Below are 16,225 nucleotides of genomic sequence, written 5' to 3'. Positions count from 1 at the left end.
TTGCATAGGTATTTAATTATTTTTTGTACAGTTATCCAAACCATGCTCTAATTTATAGGATAAAATTTGTAATCGTATTTAATGTTTTTCGAACAAGGAATGATGTGTGAAGAGTTGCGCTAACAAGTTTCCGCTATATTTAGCTAGTTTATCGGTGTGGTTATTGGCATTGTTTTTTAACCCAGTATTCGCTACAACACCTGAAGTAACCGTGAAATCGCTCATCGATAAAGATAGCAAAGAACAGCAAGAAGAAAAAAAGTCCCCCCTTCAAGTTGAAGAAGCAACAACCACTGTCGCTGACCCCAGCGTTGAACAATATGATGATCAGCCATTTGATGCCTTTGATCGACTCACCCCACGAAGTGCCATGCAAGGTTACTTAAAAGCTGCTCGAAACCGTGACTTTGAACGTGCGAAAAATTACCTTGATTACAGAAACCTGCCGCAAGAGGTGCTAGCTGTAGGTCAATTACAACTTGCAGAGAACCTTTCAGTCGTGCTTGATCGCACGTTGTGGGTAGATGTAGATAGCTTAAGTAATAAACCCAAAGGGAAGCAAAAAGAAGATGTGCCAAGCTATCGCGACTTAGTGGGAGAAATTAAAACATCTGAAGGAAAAGTGCAGGTTTTATTACAGCTTGTGCCCGATGAAAAAACAGGTAACCGGATCTGGAAAATCTCTAACGCTACCGTTAGTCAAATACCTCTTTTAACCAAGGAGTTTGGCTATAACTTGATTGGGGAATGGTTATATAAGCATTTGCCTGATTTAGAATTTTTAGGCGTAATGTTATGGCAATGGATCTATTTTGCTTTTTCATTTGTGTTGTTTTTAGTTGCAGCGATTGTCATTACTCGGCTAATTACTTTTGTGCTTGGACATAAAAAGGTAGCGGTTGAAGACGACGTCTTGAGCTTTGTAAATGGTCCTATTTGTTTATTACTTGCAGTATTACTGTCACGTTCATTAAGTGATCAGTCTAATGTCACTATTGCGGTGATGGCTCTATTTCATGGTGCGACTGTGTTACTTATTGCCTGGGGGTGGGTGTGTTTGCGCGCTGTTGATTTAGCAAAGCATAGGTTAAGCCAACGCTTTATAAATCAAGATAAACCACAAGCTGTATTTTTATTGAGACCTGTTAGCAATGTTGTAAAAACGACGATCGTTATTTCGTTGCTATTTGTGTGGTTTGAAAATCTAGGCTTCAATGCAACAACCTTATTAGCAGGTTTAGGCATTGGCGGCCTTGCCATTGCTTTGGCTGCGCAAAAAACAGTCGAGAACATTATAGCGGCTATTACAATTTACATTTCGGCTCCGGTTAAAATTGGTAGTTTGTGCAAATTTGGTAATCATCTTGGTACGATTGAAGAAATAGGGCTTAGGGCTACGCGTATCCGCACCCTTGATCGCTCTGTTATATATGTTGCTAATGCTAAATTTATTGATATGCAGCTTGAGAATATTTCTGAGCGTGAGCGTATTTCTTATCGACCTAAACTGATGCTTAGCGCTAATACCCAACAGCAAAACTTACAAGCTTTTATGACAGCCCTTCGTGAGCTTTTAGAGCAGCACCAGCATATTGCATTTGAACCTTGTAGAGTGCGTTTTAAAGGGTTTACACCTTGGGCTTTACAAATTGATGTACTAAGCTACGTAGAAACGGTTGACTTTGCATTTTATATGGAAGTAATTGAAGAGTTAAACCTTGCTATTCTAGGATTATTAAATGAGCATAATTGTGAATTGGCTAATCCAGAATTCGCGCGCGTTGGTGAATAGTTACTAAAAAAGGGTTAAATGAAAGTGGCTCTCATCTGTACACAACGCCTACACATTGTCGTGATTATTTGCACAGGACATATGTCCGCTTTGTTGAAAAATAATTGCATAAAATCTTCTAAATGCGGCGATGTTGCCGCTAATTGTTGTAAAAAATTTGTATATTTATAATTTTTAATGCAGTAAAAGTGTCATAAAGTGTTATAATCGTCAGCGTTCGTTCAGCCTCTTTACCTCGTTTTGCACTCTCGATTAAGAGGTCCGCGCAGCTTATTACAAGGCGCGAAAAATTGGCCGAGCCCGTCAAATGAATTGACGCAACATCATCACCGTTGAATAAGAGTGCATAAAAAAGGTTAAAACCCGACATGAAAGCAATGAAAAGATCTACGTTAGCAACACTTATCAATGCAACGTTGTTCTCTGCCGTAGCAGGTACTTCATTTTCAACTCTTGCTGCAGACGAAGCACCAGCAGCAAAAAACAACCAATTAGAAGTTATTCAAATCACTGCACGTAAACGTGTAGAGAATGCACAGGAAGTACCTGTAGCAGTATCTGCACTACAAGGTGACAGTTTAGACGCTTATAGCTCAGCTGGTATGGATATTCGTTTTATGAACGCGAAAATCCCAAGCCTATCAATCGAATCTTCGTTTGGTCGTTCTTTCCCACGCTTTTATGTTCGTGGTCTAGGTAACACTGACTTTGACCTAAATGCCTCTCAACCAGTTTCGCTAGTTGTAGACGAAGTTGTTCAAGAGAACGCAATTTTAAAAGGTTTCCCTGTATTTGACGTAGCACGCGTAGAAGTTCTACGTGGTCCACAAGGTACTTTATTCGGTCGTAATACACCGGCAGGCCTTGTTAAATTTGATACAGTAAAACCATCACAAGAATTTGATGGCTATGGCTCAGTTTCTTACGGTAGCCGTGGCGCAGTTGATTTTGAAGGTGCTGTTGGTGGTGGCTTAACAGACCGTTTATCAACACGTGTTTCTGTTCTTTGGCAAGAAAAAGACGATTATATCGATAACCGTGCACCAGGTTTTGAGCAAAATGACGTATTAGGTGGTTACACTGAGAAAGCGGCACGTGTTCAATTCTTATATGAAGGCGACGATTTCACGGGTCTTTTCAACTACCATGTACGTGATATGGATGGTACACCAATCGCATTCCGTGGTAACGCTATCAAAGCAGGCACAAACGATTTAGCTGATAACTACGAGCACGATGTGGTTTACCACGATGCTGCTTCTCGTGCGACACAGCAAGTTGAATCTCAAGGCGCAAGCTTAAAGCTTGAGTGGGATATCAACGATTTAACTCTTACGTCAATCTCTGCATGGGAAAGTGCTGAAATCTATTCTCGCGCTGACATCGACGGTGGTTACGGTGCAAGCTACTTACCAGATATGGGCCCTGGTTTTATCCCATTCTACTCTGAAAGTGCTGACGGTATTCCTGACCAAGACCAGTACACGCAAGAACTTCGTTTATCTAGCAACTATGCTGGCGACGTTAACTTCCAAGTAGGTGTATTCTACTTTGACGAAGCGTTAACAATCGAAAACTTCAGCTACGATACATACGGTTCAACGCCAGGTGAGTTAAACGGCTATGTTATCCAGCAACAAGATACTAAAGCATGGGCGGTATTCGGTTCATTAGATTACACAATCACTGACGACTTAAAAATCACTGCGGGTCTTCGTTACTCAGATGACGAAAAAGAGTTCTCAGCAGACCGTACTTTAAGCCCAATTGGTGGTAGTGCGTTATACCTTACAGAAAACCCAAGTGACGACCACGTTAGCTGGGATTTATCTGCTAACTACAAGATCAACGATGACGTAAACTGGTACGCGCGTGTTGCTAACAGCTTCCGTGCTCCAAGTATTCAAGGTCGTATCTTATTCGGTGACGAAGTAACTGTTGCTGAGTCTGAAACTGTGACGTCTTTCGAAACAGGTATCAAATCTGACGTACTTGACGGCCAAGGTCGTGTAAATGCAACTGTGTTCTACTACACAATGGATGACCAACAATTAACAGCTGTAGGTGGTGGTGCAAACTTCAACCGCTTAGTTAATGCTGATAAGACAACTGGTTACGGTTTCGAGTTAGACACTGAGTGGGTATTAACAGACAACCTAAACGCTACATTTAACTTAAGCTACAACAACACTGAGCTTAAAGATAAAGACTTAGCCGTTGACGTATGTGCACAGTGTACTGTTACAAACTCATTAAACAGCGCAGGTCAAGCTGTCCTTGATGGTAACAGCTTACCGCACGCACCTGAGTGGATCTCAAACTTAACTTTACGTTATAGCCGCGAAGTTGCTGACGGTGAATTCTTCACTTACGCTGACGTGTCTTACCGTAGCGAAATCAACTACTTCTTATATGAGTCAGTTGAGTTTGAAGGCAAGCCATTAACTGAAGTTGGTTTACGTGCAGGTTATGCTTGGGCTGAAGGCGACAACGAATATGAAGTATCAGCATTCGTTCGTAACATGTTCGACGAGCAGCAATCAATCGGCGCTATCGACTTTAATAACAACACAGCAATGGTGAACGAAGAGCGTTACATCGGTGCTGAGTTCAAAGTAAGCTTCTTCTAAGCTGAAATTAAAAGCCTATTAAAACCCGCTGTATAGCGGGTTTTTTCGTTTATAATCGCATTTGTAACTGCTAAAGTGGCAGGATTAATTTAAGAGAAGAGAATTTCTATGGCTGGATTTTGGAACTACCGCGTTATTTTTTGTGAAGCAACAAAGGATGAAGCGGCACAATATCAAATTCATGAAGTTGAATATAACCTCAATGGTAAAGTAACCAATTGGTCTGAAACAGGAGCTGCTCCGTTTGGTCACACTGTTGAAGAACTAGAAGCAGATGCTGAGCGTTTAAAAACGGCTTTTTCTAAACCGATTTTAAAAGTAGTTAGAAAGCAACGAGGCTATGAGCTGGTCGATGTAGAAACAGGTGAAGAAGCGTTTGCTGAACCTCCGGCAGGCTTAACCGAGTAATTATATTGAATTATTTAAAGGTGCCATAGGCACCTTTTAGTTTTTAGATCGTAAAAGGAATGAGGATGACTTTAAAAGCGGTTTTGTTTGATATGGATGGCACTTTGGTAGATTCAGAAAGTGTGCATTTTAATATTTGGAACGACTTATTAGCGCCTTTTGGTGTGCAATATGATGAGACTACGTTTTGTCAGCGCTTTTCTGGTAGGCCAACCCTTGAAGCAGCTAAAGAGGTTGTTACCAACTATCAACTTAACATCAGTCCAGAGCAGCTAACAGATGATAAATATGCTGCATTTGGCCGTTTTGTCAGTACAAACTTACCAACTTTCATGCCGCACGCAAAAGCTGTGCTTGAGCAAGTAAAAGCCAGTGGTGTAAAAATGGCATTAGTAACAGGCAGTGCCAAAGATGAAGCTTATCCTATTTTAAAAGGCTACGGCATTTTTGATTGGTTTGATTGTGTGGTTACCAAAGATGATGTTAACAATCCCAAACCTGCTGGCGATCCATATCAACTCGCTCTTGATACGTTAGAAATCAAAGCCAATGAAGCCGTCGCAGTCGAGGATACGTTTACCGGTGTTACAGCCGCTAGCAACGCTGGTGTTGCTGTGTATGCAGTGCCTAATCACTTTACCCAAGAGCATGATTTTAGCAAAGCGGCTGGGGTGTTTAGTGATTTGCATGAATTTTATAAATGGCTAGAAACTAAACTATAATTAAACGGCTATTGCTAAACAGTTATTTTTAAGCAGTAATAACCAGTTAATACTTACAAATTTGCAAGGAAGCAATGATGGTTATGTTCACTCGTGCATTGGTATGCGCAATTTCGTTACTTTTGGCTTTCTCAGTAAAAGCTCAACAAGCTCCCTCAGTACTTTTGGCAAACGTCTATGAAGCCGAAAAGGTTAATGTATCTGACTATTTAGTTAGTGAAAAATATGATGGTGTACGTGCCATATGGACAGGTAAGCAATTAATTACCCGTAATGGTAACCCTATTAATGCTCCAACCTGGTTTACTGCGCCACTGCCTGATATATGGTTGGATGGTGAACTTTGGACCAAGCATCAAGATTTTGCCAAGGTCAGTGGTATTGTGCGATCGCAGCAACCTGTTGATAGCGAATGGCAGACCGTTAGCTATCTAATTTTCGATATGCCAAATGCCGAGTTACCATTTAGTAAACGCTATGAAAACTATTCACGGCTAGTTAGACAGCTAAATAGCCCCCATATAAAAGCAGTTGAACAGAAGCACTTTGATAATAATCAACAGCTTAGTATGTTTATGGATGAGTTGATTGCACAAGGTGCCGAAGGCGTTATGCTGCACTTAGCAAAAGCGGAACACACAGCGGGGCGCAGCAATGTACTGTTAAAATTGAAGCCTTACCTGGATGCTGAGGCTGTTGTTATTGAACACATAGCAGGAAAAGGTAAATATAAAAATATGCTTGGGGCGCTAAAAGTACGCAACAATGAAGGGATTGAATTTAAAATTGGCTCTGGATTTTCTGATCTGCAAAGAAAGTCTCCTCCAGCGATTGGCAGTACGATTACTTATAAATATCATGGTTTTACAAAAAATGGCTTGCCACGCTTTGCCAGCTTTTTACACGAAAGGCCATAGCGTCATTCAAAAATGGCCGCGACTGTGTTAAATTTCGCGGCCTTTTTAATGATGTATAGGTGGTAGTATGTTTGCAGGCTTTGATTATGGTAGTTCAAATTGTGCAATCGGTGTTTTAGATAACGAGCAACAAGTGTCTTTAGTACCGCTTGAGCAAGGCAAACAGTATTTACCATCAACCCTTTATACCCATCACAGTGCGTTGGTTGTTGATTTTGTCGCAAAACACCTTGCTGGCAGCTCATTTGAGCACGATTTTAAAACTGAGCGTCAAGCGCTTCTAAATACCATTCCCCGCATTAAATCAGATTTAGATATTCAAGCTGGAGATGACACCTTATTCATTGGTCGTGAAGCCATTAGCGAGTATGTGCAATTTCCTGAGGAAGGTTATTTTGTAAAATCGCCAAAGTCGTTCTTTGGCGCTGTGGGCTTAAAGCAAGGGCAAATTAATTTCTTTGAAGACATTGCTACGGCGATGATTTTAAAAATAAAACAACGCGCTGAGCAATCACTGCAAGAGTCATTAACAGAAACGGTAATTGGACGACCGGTAAACTTTCAATCAGTTGGTGGTGAAGAGTCTAATCAACAAGCGCTGGGTATATTAGAGCGAGCGGCAAAGCGTGCTGGCTTTAAAGAGGTTTCATTTTTATATGAGCCATTAGCGGCAGGGATTGATTATGAAACCTCATTGCAGCAAGACCAAAAAGTATTGGTTGTTGATATTGGCGGGGGGACCAGCGACTGTTCATTCGTACAAATGGGACCAAGCTTCCGTCAAAAACAGTGTCGTGACAATGACTTTTTAGCTCACAGTGGTAAGCGTGTGGGAGGGAATGATTTAGATATTGCGCTGAGTTTTCATGGTTTAATGCCATTGCTTGGTTTAGGCACAGATTTTAAATCTGGGCTGCCATTACCTAATCAACCGTTTTGGCAAGCGTGTAAAATCAATGATGTGAACCTACAAAGCCAGTTTTATAGTGATGCTCATCATCGTGAGTTATTGACTCAGCTGCGTGAAGTTAAAGAGCCAGCGCTATTTAAACGCTTAATTCAATTGCAGCAAAATAAGCAAGGTCACCAATTAGTACAGCAAGGCGAAGCGGCAAAAATTGCATTGTCGTCAGCGAATGAATTTACCACAGACTTGCATTTCTTAGATTCTGAATTAACTCAGTGTTTGACCTTAAATGATTTAGCCTTAGCTGTTGATGACTCGATAAGCCAAATAGTGAGCTTAGCTAAACAAGCGATTAAAGAGGCAGGCACAACGCCAGATGTCATTTACTTAACGGGTGGTAGTGCGCAATCACCTCTGATCAAGGCCGCGTTAAAATCCCATTTAGGTGATATTACTATGCTGAACGGGGATCACTTTGGTAGTGTTACTGCAGGTTTAACTAAGTGGGCGCAAAAGCTTTATAGCTAATAGCCCCCACTTTGAGATATCGACTTTAAGAATTAAAGAGTCACTTGGCGCGTTGCGAGGTATTTTTCGTAATCTGGCAGCGTGCGGCACAGCTCTGTTTCCATCATAGGTGAGCTTAATAGCATATCGGCACTGACTTCATTACAGGCAACAGGAATATTCCAAACAGCAGCTAAACGTAATAATGCTTTCACATCAGGGTCGTGTGGCTGCGATGCAAGTGGATCCCAGAAGAATACCAACATATGCACTTCATGCTCAGCAATTTTAGCGCCGAGTTGCTGATCGCCACCCATTGGGCCACTTAATAGCTTTATCACTTCAAGCCCTGTAGTGCGCTCAATTAAATGACCCGTTGTGCCAGTACCGTAAAGGGTGTGCTTACTTAACACATCTTGATGCTTTTCACACCAAGCTTGCAGCGCTGCTTTTTTACCATCGTGGGCAACGAGGGCTATATTTTTTTTGGCGGGGAGGGCTTGTTGTTTTTGTTCCATAAGTGCTCTTATATCAATAGGTTAATTGCTAAGGCAATAAATACTATGCCCGTGATCCGATCAATCCAAATTTGGGTTTGTGGATGCTCACGAAAATAGCTGGCTATCTTATCGCCGAAATAAATATACGTGCAGTCGATTGGAAAAGCAAAAAGCGGGTAGAGTAAACCAAAAAAAGCGAGCTGAAAGGTCGTTGAAGATAAACTTGGATCAACAAACTGTGGAATGAACGCAATAAAAAATAAGGCTACTTTCGGATTGAGGACCTCAGTCATCATCGCTTGAAACATCACATTTTGCTTTTTACTGGTGCTCACATGAGGTTTATCTTCACAGTGCGGCTCTGGCTGACTAAAGGTGTCCTTTAGTGTGATGATACCTAAATAACAAAGATAGGCGGCACCAAGGTATTGTACCGTTGTATACGCGACACTAGAGGCTTTAAGAATTGCGGTTAAGCCTACGACTGCAAAAAAGGTATGCACAACGCCACCGAGTGCAAAGCCAAAGGCACTTTGCATTCCGGCTTTACGGCCATTGGCAAAAGTTTGCGCCATTAAAAATGCATTAGAAGGGCCGGGGGCTACGGCAATTAAAAAACTGGCGCCTAAAAACGACAGTAACGATTCTGGATTGATCATTGGCACAAATTAAAAAAGCTAGGTAGCTGATTTTAACAAGCTTATTAAAAAAGAAAAAGCGGGCATTAATGCCCGCTCATATTGGTTTGGGGAAAGTTTTAAAAGACCACAGTGCTATTGTTTGAACAAACAGTTGTGCTTTGTGCTTCACATACTTGGTATGTGTAACTACCACCGCCTTTTGTTGTGATGGTATCTGTGTAGCTATTTGTGTTTGCTACAGAACCTACCAAAGTACCATTACGGTATACATCAACAGTACTAGTCGCTGCGCCACTCCAGCTTAAATCAACATAGGCTGTGCCTTTTGATTTATAACCAGATGCTGAAAGGCTAACTTCATCACCACCCGGTGTTGGATCGCCACCATTATTGCCGCCAGCACAGCCATTTGCAGTTAAATATGCATCTGCATCGGCTGCTTTAACAATACCGTGACCAAAGTACACATCGTGGCCAGCTGCGCCTTGGTCTTGTGCTGTTGCTTTTAATGCGTCACGAATTTCTGTACCTGTACACTCAGGGTGATTTGACCAAACGAGTGCTGCGATACCTGAAACGGCAGGTGTTGCCATTGATGTACCACTCATGAAACCGTAGTCACTAGTACCGATGGTAATATCAATCGTTGTACTTGCAAGCAGCGCTGAACGGTCTTCAAGTGCAGCACCTACAGCAGGAATCGTTGTATCGTTGGTATCACCTAATGTAGCGTATAACATGCCCGCTTCGTTATTGATGATAACAGCACCAATACCACCTGAGTTTTCACAGTTATTTACTTTGTCATAGAATGAGATATTACCGCGGTCAATCATACAGATTTTACCAGCTGCACCAGAATCAATGCTCTCAGCAGTACCCATGTAATAAGCAGTACCAGATGCATTACCTGAGTTTTCCATTGACGATGTTGCAAAGCCCGCGCCATCAGCAGCTAAGCTTGCAGAAGTTGCCATGCCTGCAGGGTAAGTAGACAGTGTATCAACACCACCTGCTGTCACTTCAACGCAGATAGTTTCATCTGTAGTAGCGCGTTTACCACGACCAGATGTACAGCTAGGAAATTGCGAGAAATCTGCAATTTGATTGTTCGCATCATTTGCACCAACCATCATTACAGATGAATAACCAGCAGGGTACGAGCGTACGCTGTTACCATCGTTACCCGCCGCCGCAACAACAAGACCGCCTGCATTAGTGAAATTAGCAAAGGCGTTAGACTCTGTGCTATTTGCACCACCACCACCTAAGCTCATGCTGATGATATTTGCGCCTGCTTGAGAACATAAATCTGCTGCATGTGCTAAATCAGAAGAATAACCCCAACCTTCGGCATTGAATACTTTGATGATATGCATTGCAACACCCGGTGCCATACCCACCACACCGATATTGTTATCTGCAGCACCAATTGTACCTGCTACGTGAGTACCATGAGGGCCACCATTGTCATACCAGTTACCTGTGCCACTATCGTTGTCACCCGTGATATTACCCCAAATGAAGTCAGGGTTTGATGCATCAAGACCTGAGTCAATAACACACACCTTCATGCCCGCATTAGCATCAAAGGTTACTAGGTCAGCTTGTGATTGGTAAACTGCGTAAGGCGTTAATTGCTGCTGCATTGCATTACCAGCATCATCGTTATAAAGCGCCATTGGTACACGTTTTTGGTCTTCTTCAATCAGTTTGATATGTGGGTTATTAAGCAAGCCTTTAATGCTTGCTAAATCTTGACCGGTAAATTGTGCTGCAATAAAGCCATTACCGTCGACTTTTATATCACCGCCGAGTTTTTTAGCGAGTGCTTTAACTACGCCTTTTTTGTTGTTATCTACTTGGATGATGAAGCGATCGTTTGCTGCATTTGCTGTACCCGCAGCACAAAGGCCACTTAGGATTAGAGCTAAAGCTAATTTATTCTTTTTCATAAATAGTATCCCTGACATATTGTTTGGTTAACTTTGCGTTAACGAGCCTAAACAATAAATTAACGAAAGTATGGGTACAAGGTAAATTACTCAGAAAAACGGAACAATTTATTCTATAAAAAGGCTTTTTATAGTTTTTTGGTATAACAGGAAGTCTAAACGGGTAAATAAAGTATAACAATTCTCATTTACCCGTATTTAGTATAAAAGTGCGGGTGAACTTTTTTATGATAGTTGCTTATACCTAAATAATAGATAAGCAAATGGTATGAGCAATAAAAAGTGTACCCCAATCAGTGATGGGGTTGTTAAATTTAGAAACTGTGTAAGAAATACCAGTAAGCTGGCACCACTCATTTGCATTACACCAATAAGAGCTGAAGCGGTGCCTGCTTGTTTCGAAAACATACTTAATGCGCGACCAGCTGATGAGCCGAGGGTAAGTGCAAAGCCAAATGCAGCAATAAACATAGGAAACATTAATGCCAGAGCAGTGCGTTGTTGGTTTAGTGTCAACATTAAGACACCAGATATAACAAGTAATAAGAGACCAGCTTTTAATGCGCGCTTTGGTTGACGTTTGATGTACAGCGGCATAATAAAGCTGGCAACAATGCTTAATACCGCATTACAAGTAAACCAGAATGTAAAATCGCTAACACTGCCTCCTAATTCAGTAATAAGCCAACCAGGTGCTAATGTTACAAACACTAATATAGCCGACATAGTTACCAAACAAATTAAGCTATGAAATAAAAACAAAGGTGTGCTAATAATCGGAATAAAACGACGTAAATCAAGCAGGTGACCGCTGTAAATGCTGTCTGCAGGGCGTGTTTCTTTGTACATTAACAAAGTTATGAATAAACCAATTAGCGCAAAGCCAGCCATGAATAAAAAGTTCATGCGCCAACCAAACTGTACTGTGAGCCAAGCACCGAGAATAGGCGCAAGAGCGGGAATAAAGCAGACAATACCATTGAGATAAGTAATGATTTGGCCACTTCGTTCACTACCAAACCTATCTCTTACGATGGCAAACGCCACCACAAACGTAGCGCAAGCTCCTAAACCTTGTAAGGCCCTTGCTACCATAAGGCTTGCAAAATCAGGTGCCAGATAAGCGCCAAAAGCAGCTAAACCATAGATTATGACACCTGCTAAAGCCACAGGTTTACGACCGAATTTATCAGCTAACGGGCCAGCAATGAGTTGGCCAAGCCCTACAGTTAACATAAATATGGCTACAGTTTGTTGTACTTGCTTTTCTGAAGCATTGAACTGTTCAGCAATAGTAGGAAATGCTGGAAGGTAAATATCTATTGCTAATGGACTAAATATAACCAGAAGGCCTAGGATGAATAATAGACTTAGGTTTTTGTGCTGGCGTGACTGCATTCGCTCTCCTTTAAAACGGTATTTTATGTGCCCCTAAAGGAAAAGAAAAGCGTTCACTTAGCGAAATGTGTAATCATTAAAACTGCTTACAAAAATTTTCCATTTCGCTATCTGGTCTGATGTGTTAGCTTTTTATCTCACATCATAAAAAGAATGGATAAACGTCGTGAGCTCACAATCATCATTATTAAAAATTTGGACTAAATGCCAGTCACTGCCTAAAGGGAAGTGGTTATTTAGTAAAGCGGTGTGTTTTAAAGCCCCTTATTTTGGCTCAATAAAACCATTGGTCACAGATTTGTCAGCAGGGCATTGCAGCGCAATCGTTAAAAATCGCCGAGCAATTCATAATCATATTGGTACTATCCACGCCATTGCCCAGTGTAATGTAGCAGAGCTTTGCGCAGGCTTAATGGTGGATGCAACTGTGCCGGCCAAAACACATCGCTGGATCCCAAAGGGGATGACGGTAAATTATTTAGCGAAAATTGATACTGATATGCGTGCAGTCGCACAGATTGAGGTGCCAAACGAGTGGTTAGATAAACTAGATATCGTTGTCCCGGTGAAGGTTTATAATAGCCGCGATGAGTTAGTGTTCACCGCGGATATTACGATGTATGTAACGGCTAAAAAACGTTAAGACTTATCAGCGGCTTGTTTGTTCACAAACGACAAGTCGTTGCTATCGTCAGGGAGTATTGATGGGCTACTTTCATCGCTTGAGCTTGGCTTGATAGGAGCAATTTTGTCTTCTTCATGACGATGCTTTAAGCTGCCTTCGATATTGGCACCTGCTTCAATACTTAATGTATCGTGAAACACATCACCGTGAACTTGAGCTGTACTTTCTATGGTTACCTTATTCGCAATCAAGGAGCCAATGATCTTGCCTTTAATTACGACACTATCTGCTTCTATAAGACCTTCAACCATGCCTGTTAGGCCGATAACAAGATGTTTTACTCTTAAATCACCGTCAATACGACCATCAAGTTGAACTTCACCTTGGCTTACTAAAGTGCCAGTTAAGCGAACATCTTCTGCAATAATAGAGGGAGTATGGTTTGTTCTTTTTAAAGTAGAGCTAGTTGAGCTAGCTGGAGCTTGTTTTTTTTTACCGAACACGAGAAAGCGCCTTTGTTATTTTAACTGGGTTGACATGCTTGCCATTTACTAAAACTTCGTAATGTAAATGAGTACTTGTACTGCGACCTGTACTACCCATTAAGCCAATAACGTCATCTTTATTAACTGTTTGGCCTTTTTTTACTTTGATTTTATTTAGGTGGCCAAAACGTGTGACAAAACCGTTTTTATGCTGAAGTTCAATAAAGTTGCCGTAGCCACCGTTTCTTCCTGCGCGAAGTACGGTTGCATCTGCGGGGGCAAAAATTTCGGTTTTATGCCAGCCAGCTAAATCAACCCCTTTATGAAATGCTCGACGGCCATTCATTGGATCTTTTCTCAGACCAAAGCTACTGGATATATAATAATCTGCAGCAGGGAGGGTTTGCGGTAATTCACTTAACAGATTTTCAAGGTTATTAAGCGCTAGCAATTTATCTGCAATCGTTAGAAATTCAGCGGGAATTTTTGACTCGTCAAATAAATCTAAAGGACCACCTTGTGCTGTGTCGCTTTCGTCAGTTGCGCTTCGGACAAGCGCATCATTAAGCCCTGCACCTTCAAGCATTGCTAAAATTTCTTGATGGCGTTGTTGGATTTGTTGCTCGAGCATGCCAAAAGTGTAGTTATAGCTTTTATCAAGTCGTGCTATACGCTCTGAAAAGCTCTCAAGTTGCATTGCTTGTTTAGGGTGTTCATCTTCTAACGGTGCATGAAACTCTTCGGCATGTTCTTTAATTGGGAGCAGTACCGGCTCGATACTGCCCTCAGAAGTGGTTTTATTGATTGATTCAGGTAATGACTCAATCATGCTTTGTAATAACGCTTGCTTTTGCTCTAGAATGGCCAACTGTTCTACTTGTTTTTGGTATGTAAGTTGTTGTTGAGCATGTTTTTTTTGCCATTCTTGTTGCTTGCTAAGTTGTGATTGTTCAATGCTGGATATTTGATCGGCTTGCGAAATGATTTGCAGCGTCGAAATGCTCAACCAAGCAACTGCTGTTAATACAATTAAAAACGTCGTTAGTTGTAACCAAGGTGCAAGGATAAGGTGCTTTACTTCGCCGTTCTGACGGATCAACAGCTGCCTAGCTGGAAAAAACGTGCGATAAAAAGACTTAAGTTTAACTAACATAGCGTATAAAAAATGACTAATAACCGAGTTAAGATAGCAATATGATTCAAAAAAGCTAGCAAAAATTTGTAACCCAGTTATAAAAAATGCAAAAAAAAGGGCAAAAATTGCCCTTATAACAAATAATTACTTTTATTTTGCAGGTAACACTGTACCTTCAACTGAACCAAAGCCAATGCGTGCAAAACCGTCTTTTTCACACCAACCACGCATAATTACGTTATCGCCGTCTTCTAAGAAAGTACGTTGCTCGCCATTCGCAAGAGTGATCTTTTCTTTACCACCGCGAGATAGCTCTAGTAATGAACCGGCTTCTTCATGCTCAGGACCAGACTGCGTGCCCGAACCTAACATATCGCCCGGTTGGAAGTTACAGCCATTAACTGTGTGGTGAGCGACCATTTGCGCAACTGTCCAGTAAGAGTGCTTGAAGCTTGATTTAGATACCTGTGTTGGCGCTTCACCAGCTGCACGCATCTTTTCAGTTTCAATTTGCACATCCATTTTGATATCGAATGCACCAAACTCACGGTTATGAGCTGACTCTAAATAGTCCATTGGTTGAGGATCGTTTTCGTCACGTGTCCAGTTTGTTCTAAATGGTGCCAGTGCTTCTGTTGTAACAATCCAAGGTGATACTGTCGAAGCGAAGTTTTTCGCAAGGAATGGACCTAATGGTTGATATTCCCACGCTTGTAAGTCACGCGCAGACCAGTCATTAAATACACAGAAACCAAATACGTGGTTTTCAGCGTTTTCAATAGCAATTGCATCACCTAATTCATTACCTTTACCAAGGTAAATACCTAACTCAAGTTCGTAGTCTAGGCGTTTACAAGGGCCGAATGAAGGCACGTCAGCATCAGGAGCTTTGGTTTGACCGTTAGGGCGGTGGAACGTTTGACCTGATACATCAATTGACGATGAACGGCCGTGATAACCAATTGGTACCCATTTGTAGTTAGGTAAAAGAGGGTTATCTGGGCGGAACAGACTACCTACTGCTGTTGCGTGATAAATAGAAGTATAAAAGTCAGTGTAATCACCAATGCGACACGGTAGCGCAAATTCGATGTCTGCTTGAGCAATAAGCGCTTCGCTTAATTGTGCTTGCTCACTGGCACCCTCACGGAGTGCTTTTGATAGGGCAAGACGAAGTGCAGACCAATACTGCTGACCAAGGCCCATAAATTCATTTAATGTAGCTTGGCTTGCTGCTTTAACAGCAACCTGTGCATCACCAGAGAATAAACCAAGTTCGTTTACTTTCGCTAAATCGATAACTTGGTCACCAATTGCTACAGCGCCACGGAACGCTTCGTCTGAATTTTTACGACGTACTTCTGCAAAAGGAAGGTTTTGAATTGGGAAGTCACAGTTCGCTTCGTTAGCAGATGCAACCCAGCTTTTTAAATTAATATCGTGGGTTTCGTTAATTAGGCTCATACTCTTTCCTTATTTGTTCGCGCTGATTTGTTAGTTATCTATATGGAGGCAATCAACGCAATTTAAACAGTTACTTTAAAACAGAATTTAAAACGACAAAAAGCAGCGTGTGAATAACGCTGCTTTTTATTCATGATGA

At 41.5% G+C, this 16,225-nt stretch carries 14 protein-coding genes; 7 read left to right on the top strand and 7 right to left on the bottom strand.

The features are described 5' to 3' along the window. The first annotated feature begins 106 nt into the window (after nt 1-106). From NH454_RS08450 to yegD, 6 genes are all read left to right on the top strand, one after another. Nucleotides 107-1,792 carry a mechanosensitive ion channel domain-containing protein gene (locus NH454_RS08450; RefSeq protein WP_253038706.1) on the top strand — a complete coding sequence of 562 codons (1,686 nt, stop codon included), beginning with the start codon at nt 107-109 and terminating at the stop codon, nt 1,790-1,792. A gap of 368 nt (nt 1,793-2,160) precedes the next feature. Continuing rightward, the gene (locus NH454_RS08445; protein WP_135925691.1) at nt 2,161-4,422 is read left to right on the top strand and encodes a TonB-dependent receptor; all 2,262 of its coding nucleotides are present in this window, start codon (nt 2,161-2,163) and stop codon (nt 4,420-4,422) included. Nucleotides 4,423-4,530: 108 nt separating this feature from the next. Further along, nucleotides 4,531-4,830 (top strand): hypothetical protein, encoded by a 300-nt coding sequence (locus NH454_RS08440; RefSeq protein ID WP_135925690.1) that lies wholly within the window; start codon nt 4,531-4,533, stop codon nt 4,828-4,830. 65 nt (nt 4,831-4,895) lie between these two features. After that, the gene (locus NH454_RS08435) at nt 4,896-5,552 is read left to right on the top strand and encodes an HAD family phosphatase (RefSeq protein ID WP_253038705.1); all 657 of its coding nucleotides are present in this window, start codon (nt 4,896-4,898) and stop codon (nt 5,550-5,552) included. 83 nt (nt 5,553-5,635) lie between these two features. Then, nucleotides 5,636-6,469, top strand: a complete 834-nt coding sequence (locus NH454_RS08430; protein WP_135926299.1) for a DNA ligase — start codon at nt 5,636-5,638, stop codon at nt 6,467-6,469. A 67-nt stretch (nt 6,470-6,536) separates the two neighbouring features. Further along, nucleotides 6,537-7,904 carry a molecular chaperone gene (gene yegD, locus NH454_RS08425; RefSeq protein ID WP_253038704.1) on the top strand — a complete coding sequence of 456 codons (1,368 nt, stop codon included), beginning with the start codon at nt 6,537-6,539 and terminating at the stop codon, nt 7,902-7,904. Between the two features lie 32 nt (nt 7,905-7,936). Here yegD and NH454_RS08420 read toward each other — a convergent pair whose 3' ends face one another. The 4 genes from NH454_RS08420 to NH454_RS08405 form a co-directional block, all read right to left on the bottom strand. After that, entirely contained in the window at nt 7,937-8,401 is a 465-nt protein-coding gene (locus NH454_RS08420) for a methylglyoxal synthase (RefSeq protein WP_135925687.1), read from the bottom strand. 8 nt (nt 8,402-8,409) lie between these two features. After that, nucleotides 8,410-9,042: a LysE family translocator gene (locus NH454_RS08415; RefSeq protein ID WP_138558859.1), complete on the bottom strand. Its 633-nt coding sequence runs from the start codon at nt 9,040-9,042 to the stop codon at nt 8,410-8,412. A gap of 98 nt (nt 9,043-9,140) precedes the next feature. Continuing rightward, nucleotides 9,141-10,979: a S8 family serine peptidase gene (locus tag NH454_RS08410; protein ID WP_135925685.1), complete on the bottom strand. Its 1,839-nt coding sequence runs from the start codon at nt 10,977-10,979 to the stop codon at nt 9,141-9,143. 225 nt (nt 10,980-11,204) lie between these two features. After that, a complete protein-coding gene (locus tag NH454_RS08405; protein WP_253038703.1) occupies nt 11,205-12,377 on the bottom strand; it encodes a multidrug effflux MFS transporter in 1,173 nt (390 codons plus the stop codon). 166 nt (nt 12,378-12,543) lie between these two features. On the opposite strand from NH454_RS08405, the gene NH454_RS08400 reads away from it, so the two are divergent. Further along, nucleotides 12,544-13,020: a hotdog fold domain-containing protein gene (locus tag NH454_RS08400; protein WP_253038702.1), complete on the top strand. Its 477-nt coding sequence runs from the start codon at nt 12,544-12,546 to the stop codon at nt 13,018-13,020. Here the strand turns inward: NH454_RS08400 and NH454_RS08395 are convergent. The 3 genes from NH454_RS08395 to fahA all read right to left on the bottom strand — a co-directional run bounded on the left by NH454_RS08395 (nt 13,017) and on the right by fahA (nt 16,086). Further along, on the bottom strand, nt 13,017-13,505 hold the full coding sequence (locus NH454_RS08395) for a polymer-forming cytoskeletal protein (protein WP_135925682.1): 489 nt from the start codon (nt 13,503-13,505) through the stop codon (nt 13,017-13,019). The genes NH454_RS08400 and NH454_RS08395 overlap by 4 nt on opposite strands. Continuing rightward, on the bottom strand, nt 13,495-14,640 hold the full coding sequence (locus NH454_RS08390; RefSeq protein ID WP_235382301.1) for a peptidoglycan DD-metalloendopeptidase family protein: 1,146 nt from the start codon (nt 14,638-14,640) through the stop codon (nt 13,495-13,497). Before NH454_RS08390 ends, NH454_RS08395 begins: the two co-directional genes overlap by 11 nt. 132 nt (nt 14,641-14,772) lie before the next feature. Further along, nucleotides 14,773-16,086: a fumarylacetoacetase gene (gene fahA, locus NH454_RS08385; protein ID WP_138556807.1), complete on the bottom strand. Its 1,314-nt coding sequence runs from the start codon at nt 16,084-16,086 to the stop codon at nt 14,773-14,775. Nucleotides 16,087-16,225 lie beyond the last annotated feature (139 nt).

Origin of the sequence: Pseudoalteromonas sp. Ps84H-4, assembly GCF_024124645.1 — a bacterium.
Taxonomy (GTDB): domain Bacteria; phylum Pseudomonadota; class Gammaproteobacteria; order Enterobacterales; family Alteromonadaceae; genus Pseudoalteromonas; species Pseudoalteromonas lipolytica_C.
Note: the sequence above shows the minus strand (reverse complement) of the source record. Positions and strands in the feature narration are given on the sequence as shown.

Bases quoted from the DNA above. Each gene is read 5' to 3' on its own strand.
- NH454_RS08430 (WP_135926299.1), top strand. From the start codon at position 5,636: ATGTTCACTCGTGCATTGGTATGCGCAATTTCGTTACTTTTGGCTTTC.
- fahA (WP_138556807.1), bottom strand. From the start codon at position 16,086: ATGAGCCTAATTAACGAAACCCACGATATTAATTTAAAAAGCTGGGTT.
- NH454_RS08435 (WP_253038705.1), top strand. From the start codon at position 4,896: ATGACTTTAAAAGCGGTTTTGTTTGATATGGATGGCACTTTGGTAGAT.
- yegD (WP_253038704.1), top strand. From the start codon at position 6,537: ATGTTTGCAGGCTTTGATTATGGTAGTTCAAATTGTGCAATCGGTGTT.
- NH454_RS08440 (WP_135925690.1), top strand. From the start codon at position 4,531: ATGGCTGGATTTTGGAACTACCGCGTTATTTTTTGTGAAGCAACAAAG.
- NH454_RS08410 (WP_135925685.1), bottom strand. From the start codon at position 10,979: ATGAAAAAGAATAAATTAGCTTTAGCTCTAATCCTAAGTGGCCTTTGT.
- NH454_RS08390 (WP_235382301.1), bottom strand. From the start codon at position 14,640: ATGTTAGTTAAACTTAAGTCTTTTTATCGCACGTTTTTTCCAGCTAGG.
- NH454_RS08415 (WP_138558859.1), bottom strand. From the start codon at position 9,042: ATGATCAATCCAGAATCGTTACTGTCGTTTTTAGGCGCCAGTTTTTTA.
- NH454_RS08405 (WP_253038703.1), bottom strand. From the start codon at position 12,377: ATGCAGTCACGCCAGCACAAAAACCTAAGTCTATTATTCATCCTAGGC.
- NH454_RS08445 (WP_135925691.1), top strand. From the start codon at position 2,161: ATGAAAGCAATGAAAAGATCTACGTTAGCAACACTTATCAATGCAACG.
- NH454_RS08420 (WP_135925687.1), bottom strand. From the start codon at position 8,401: ATGGAACAAAAACAACAAGCCCTCCCCGCCAAAAAAAATATAGCCCTC.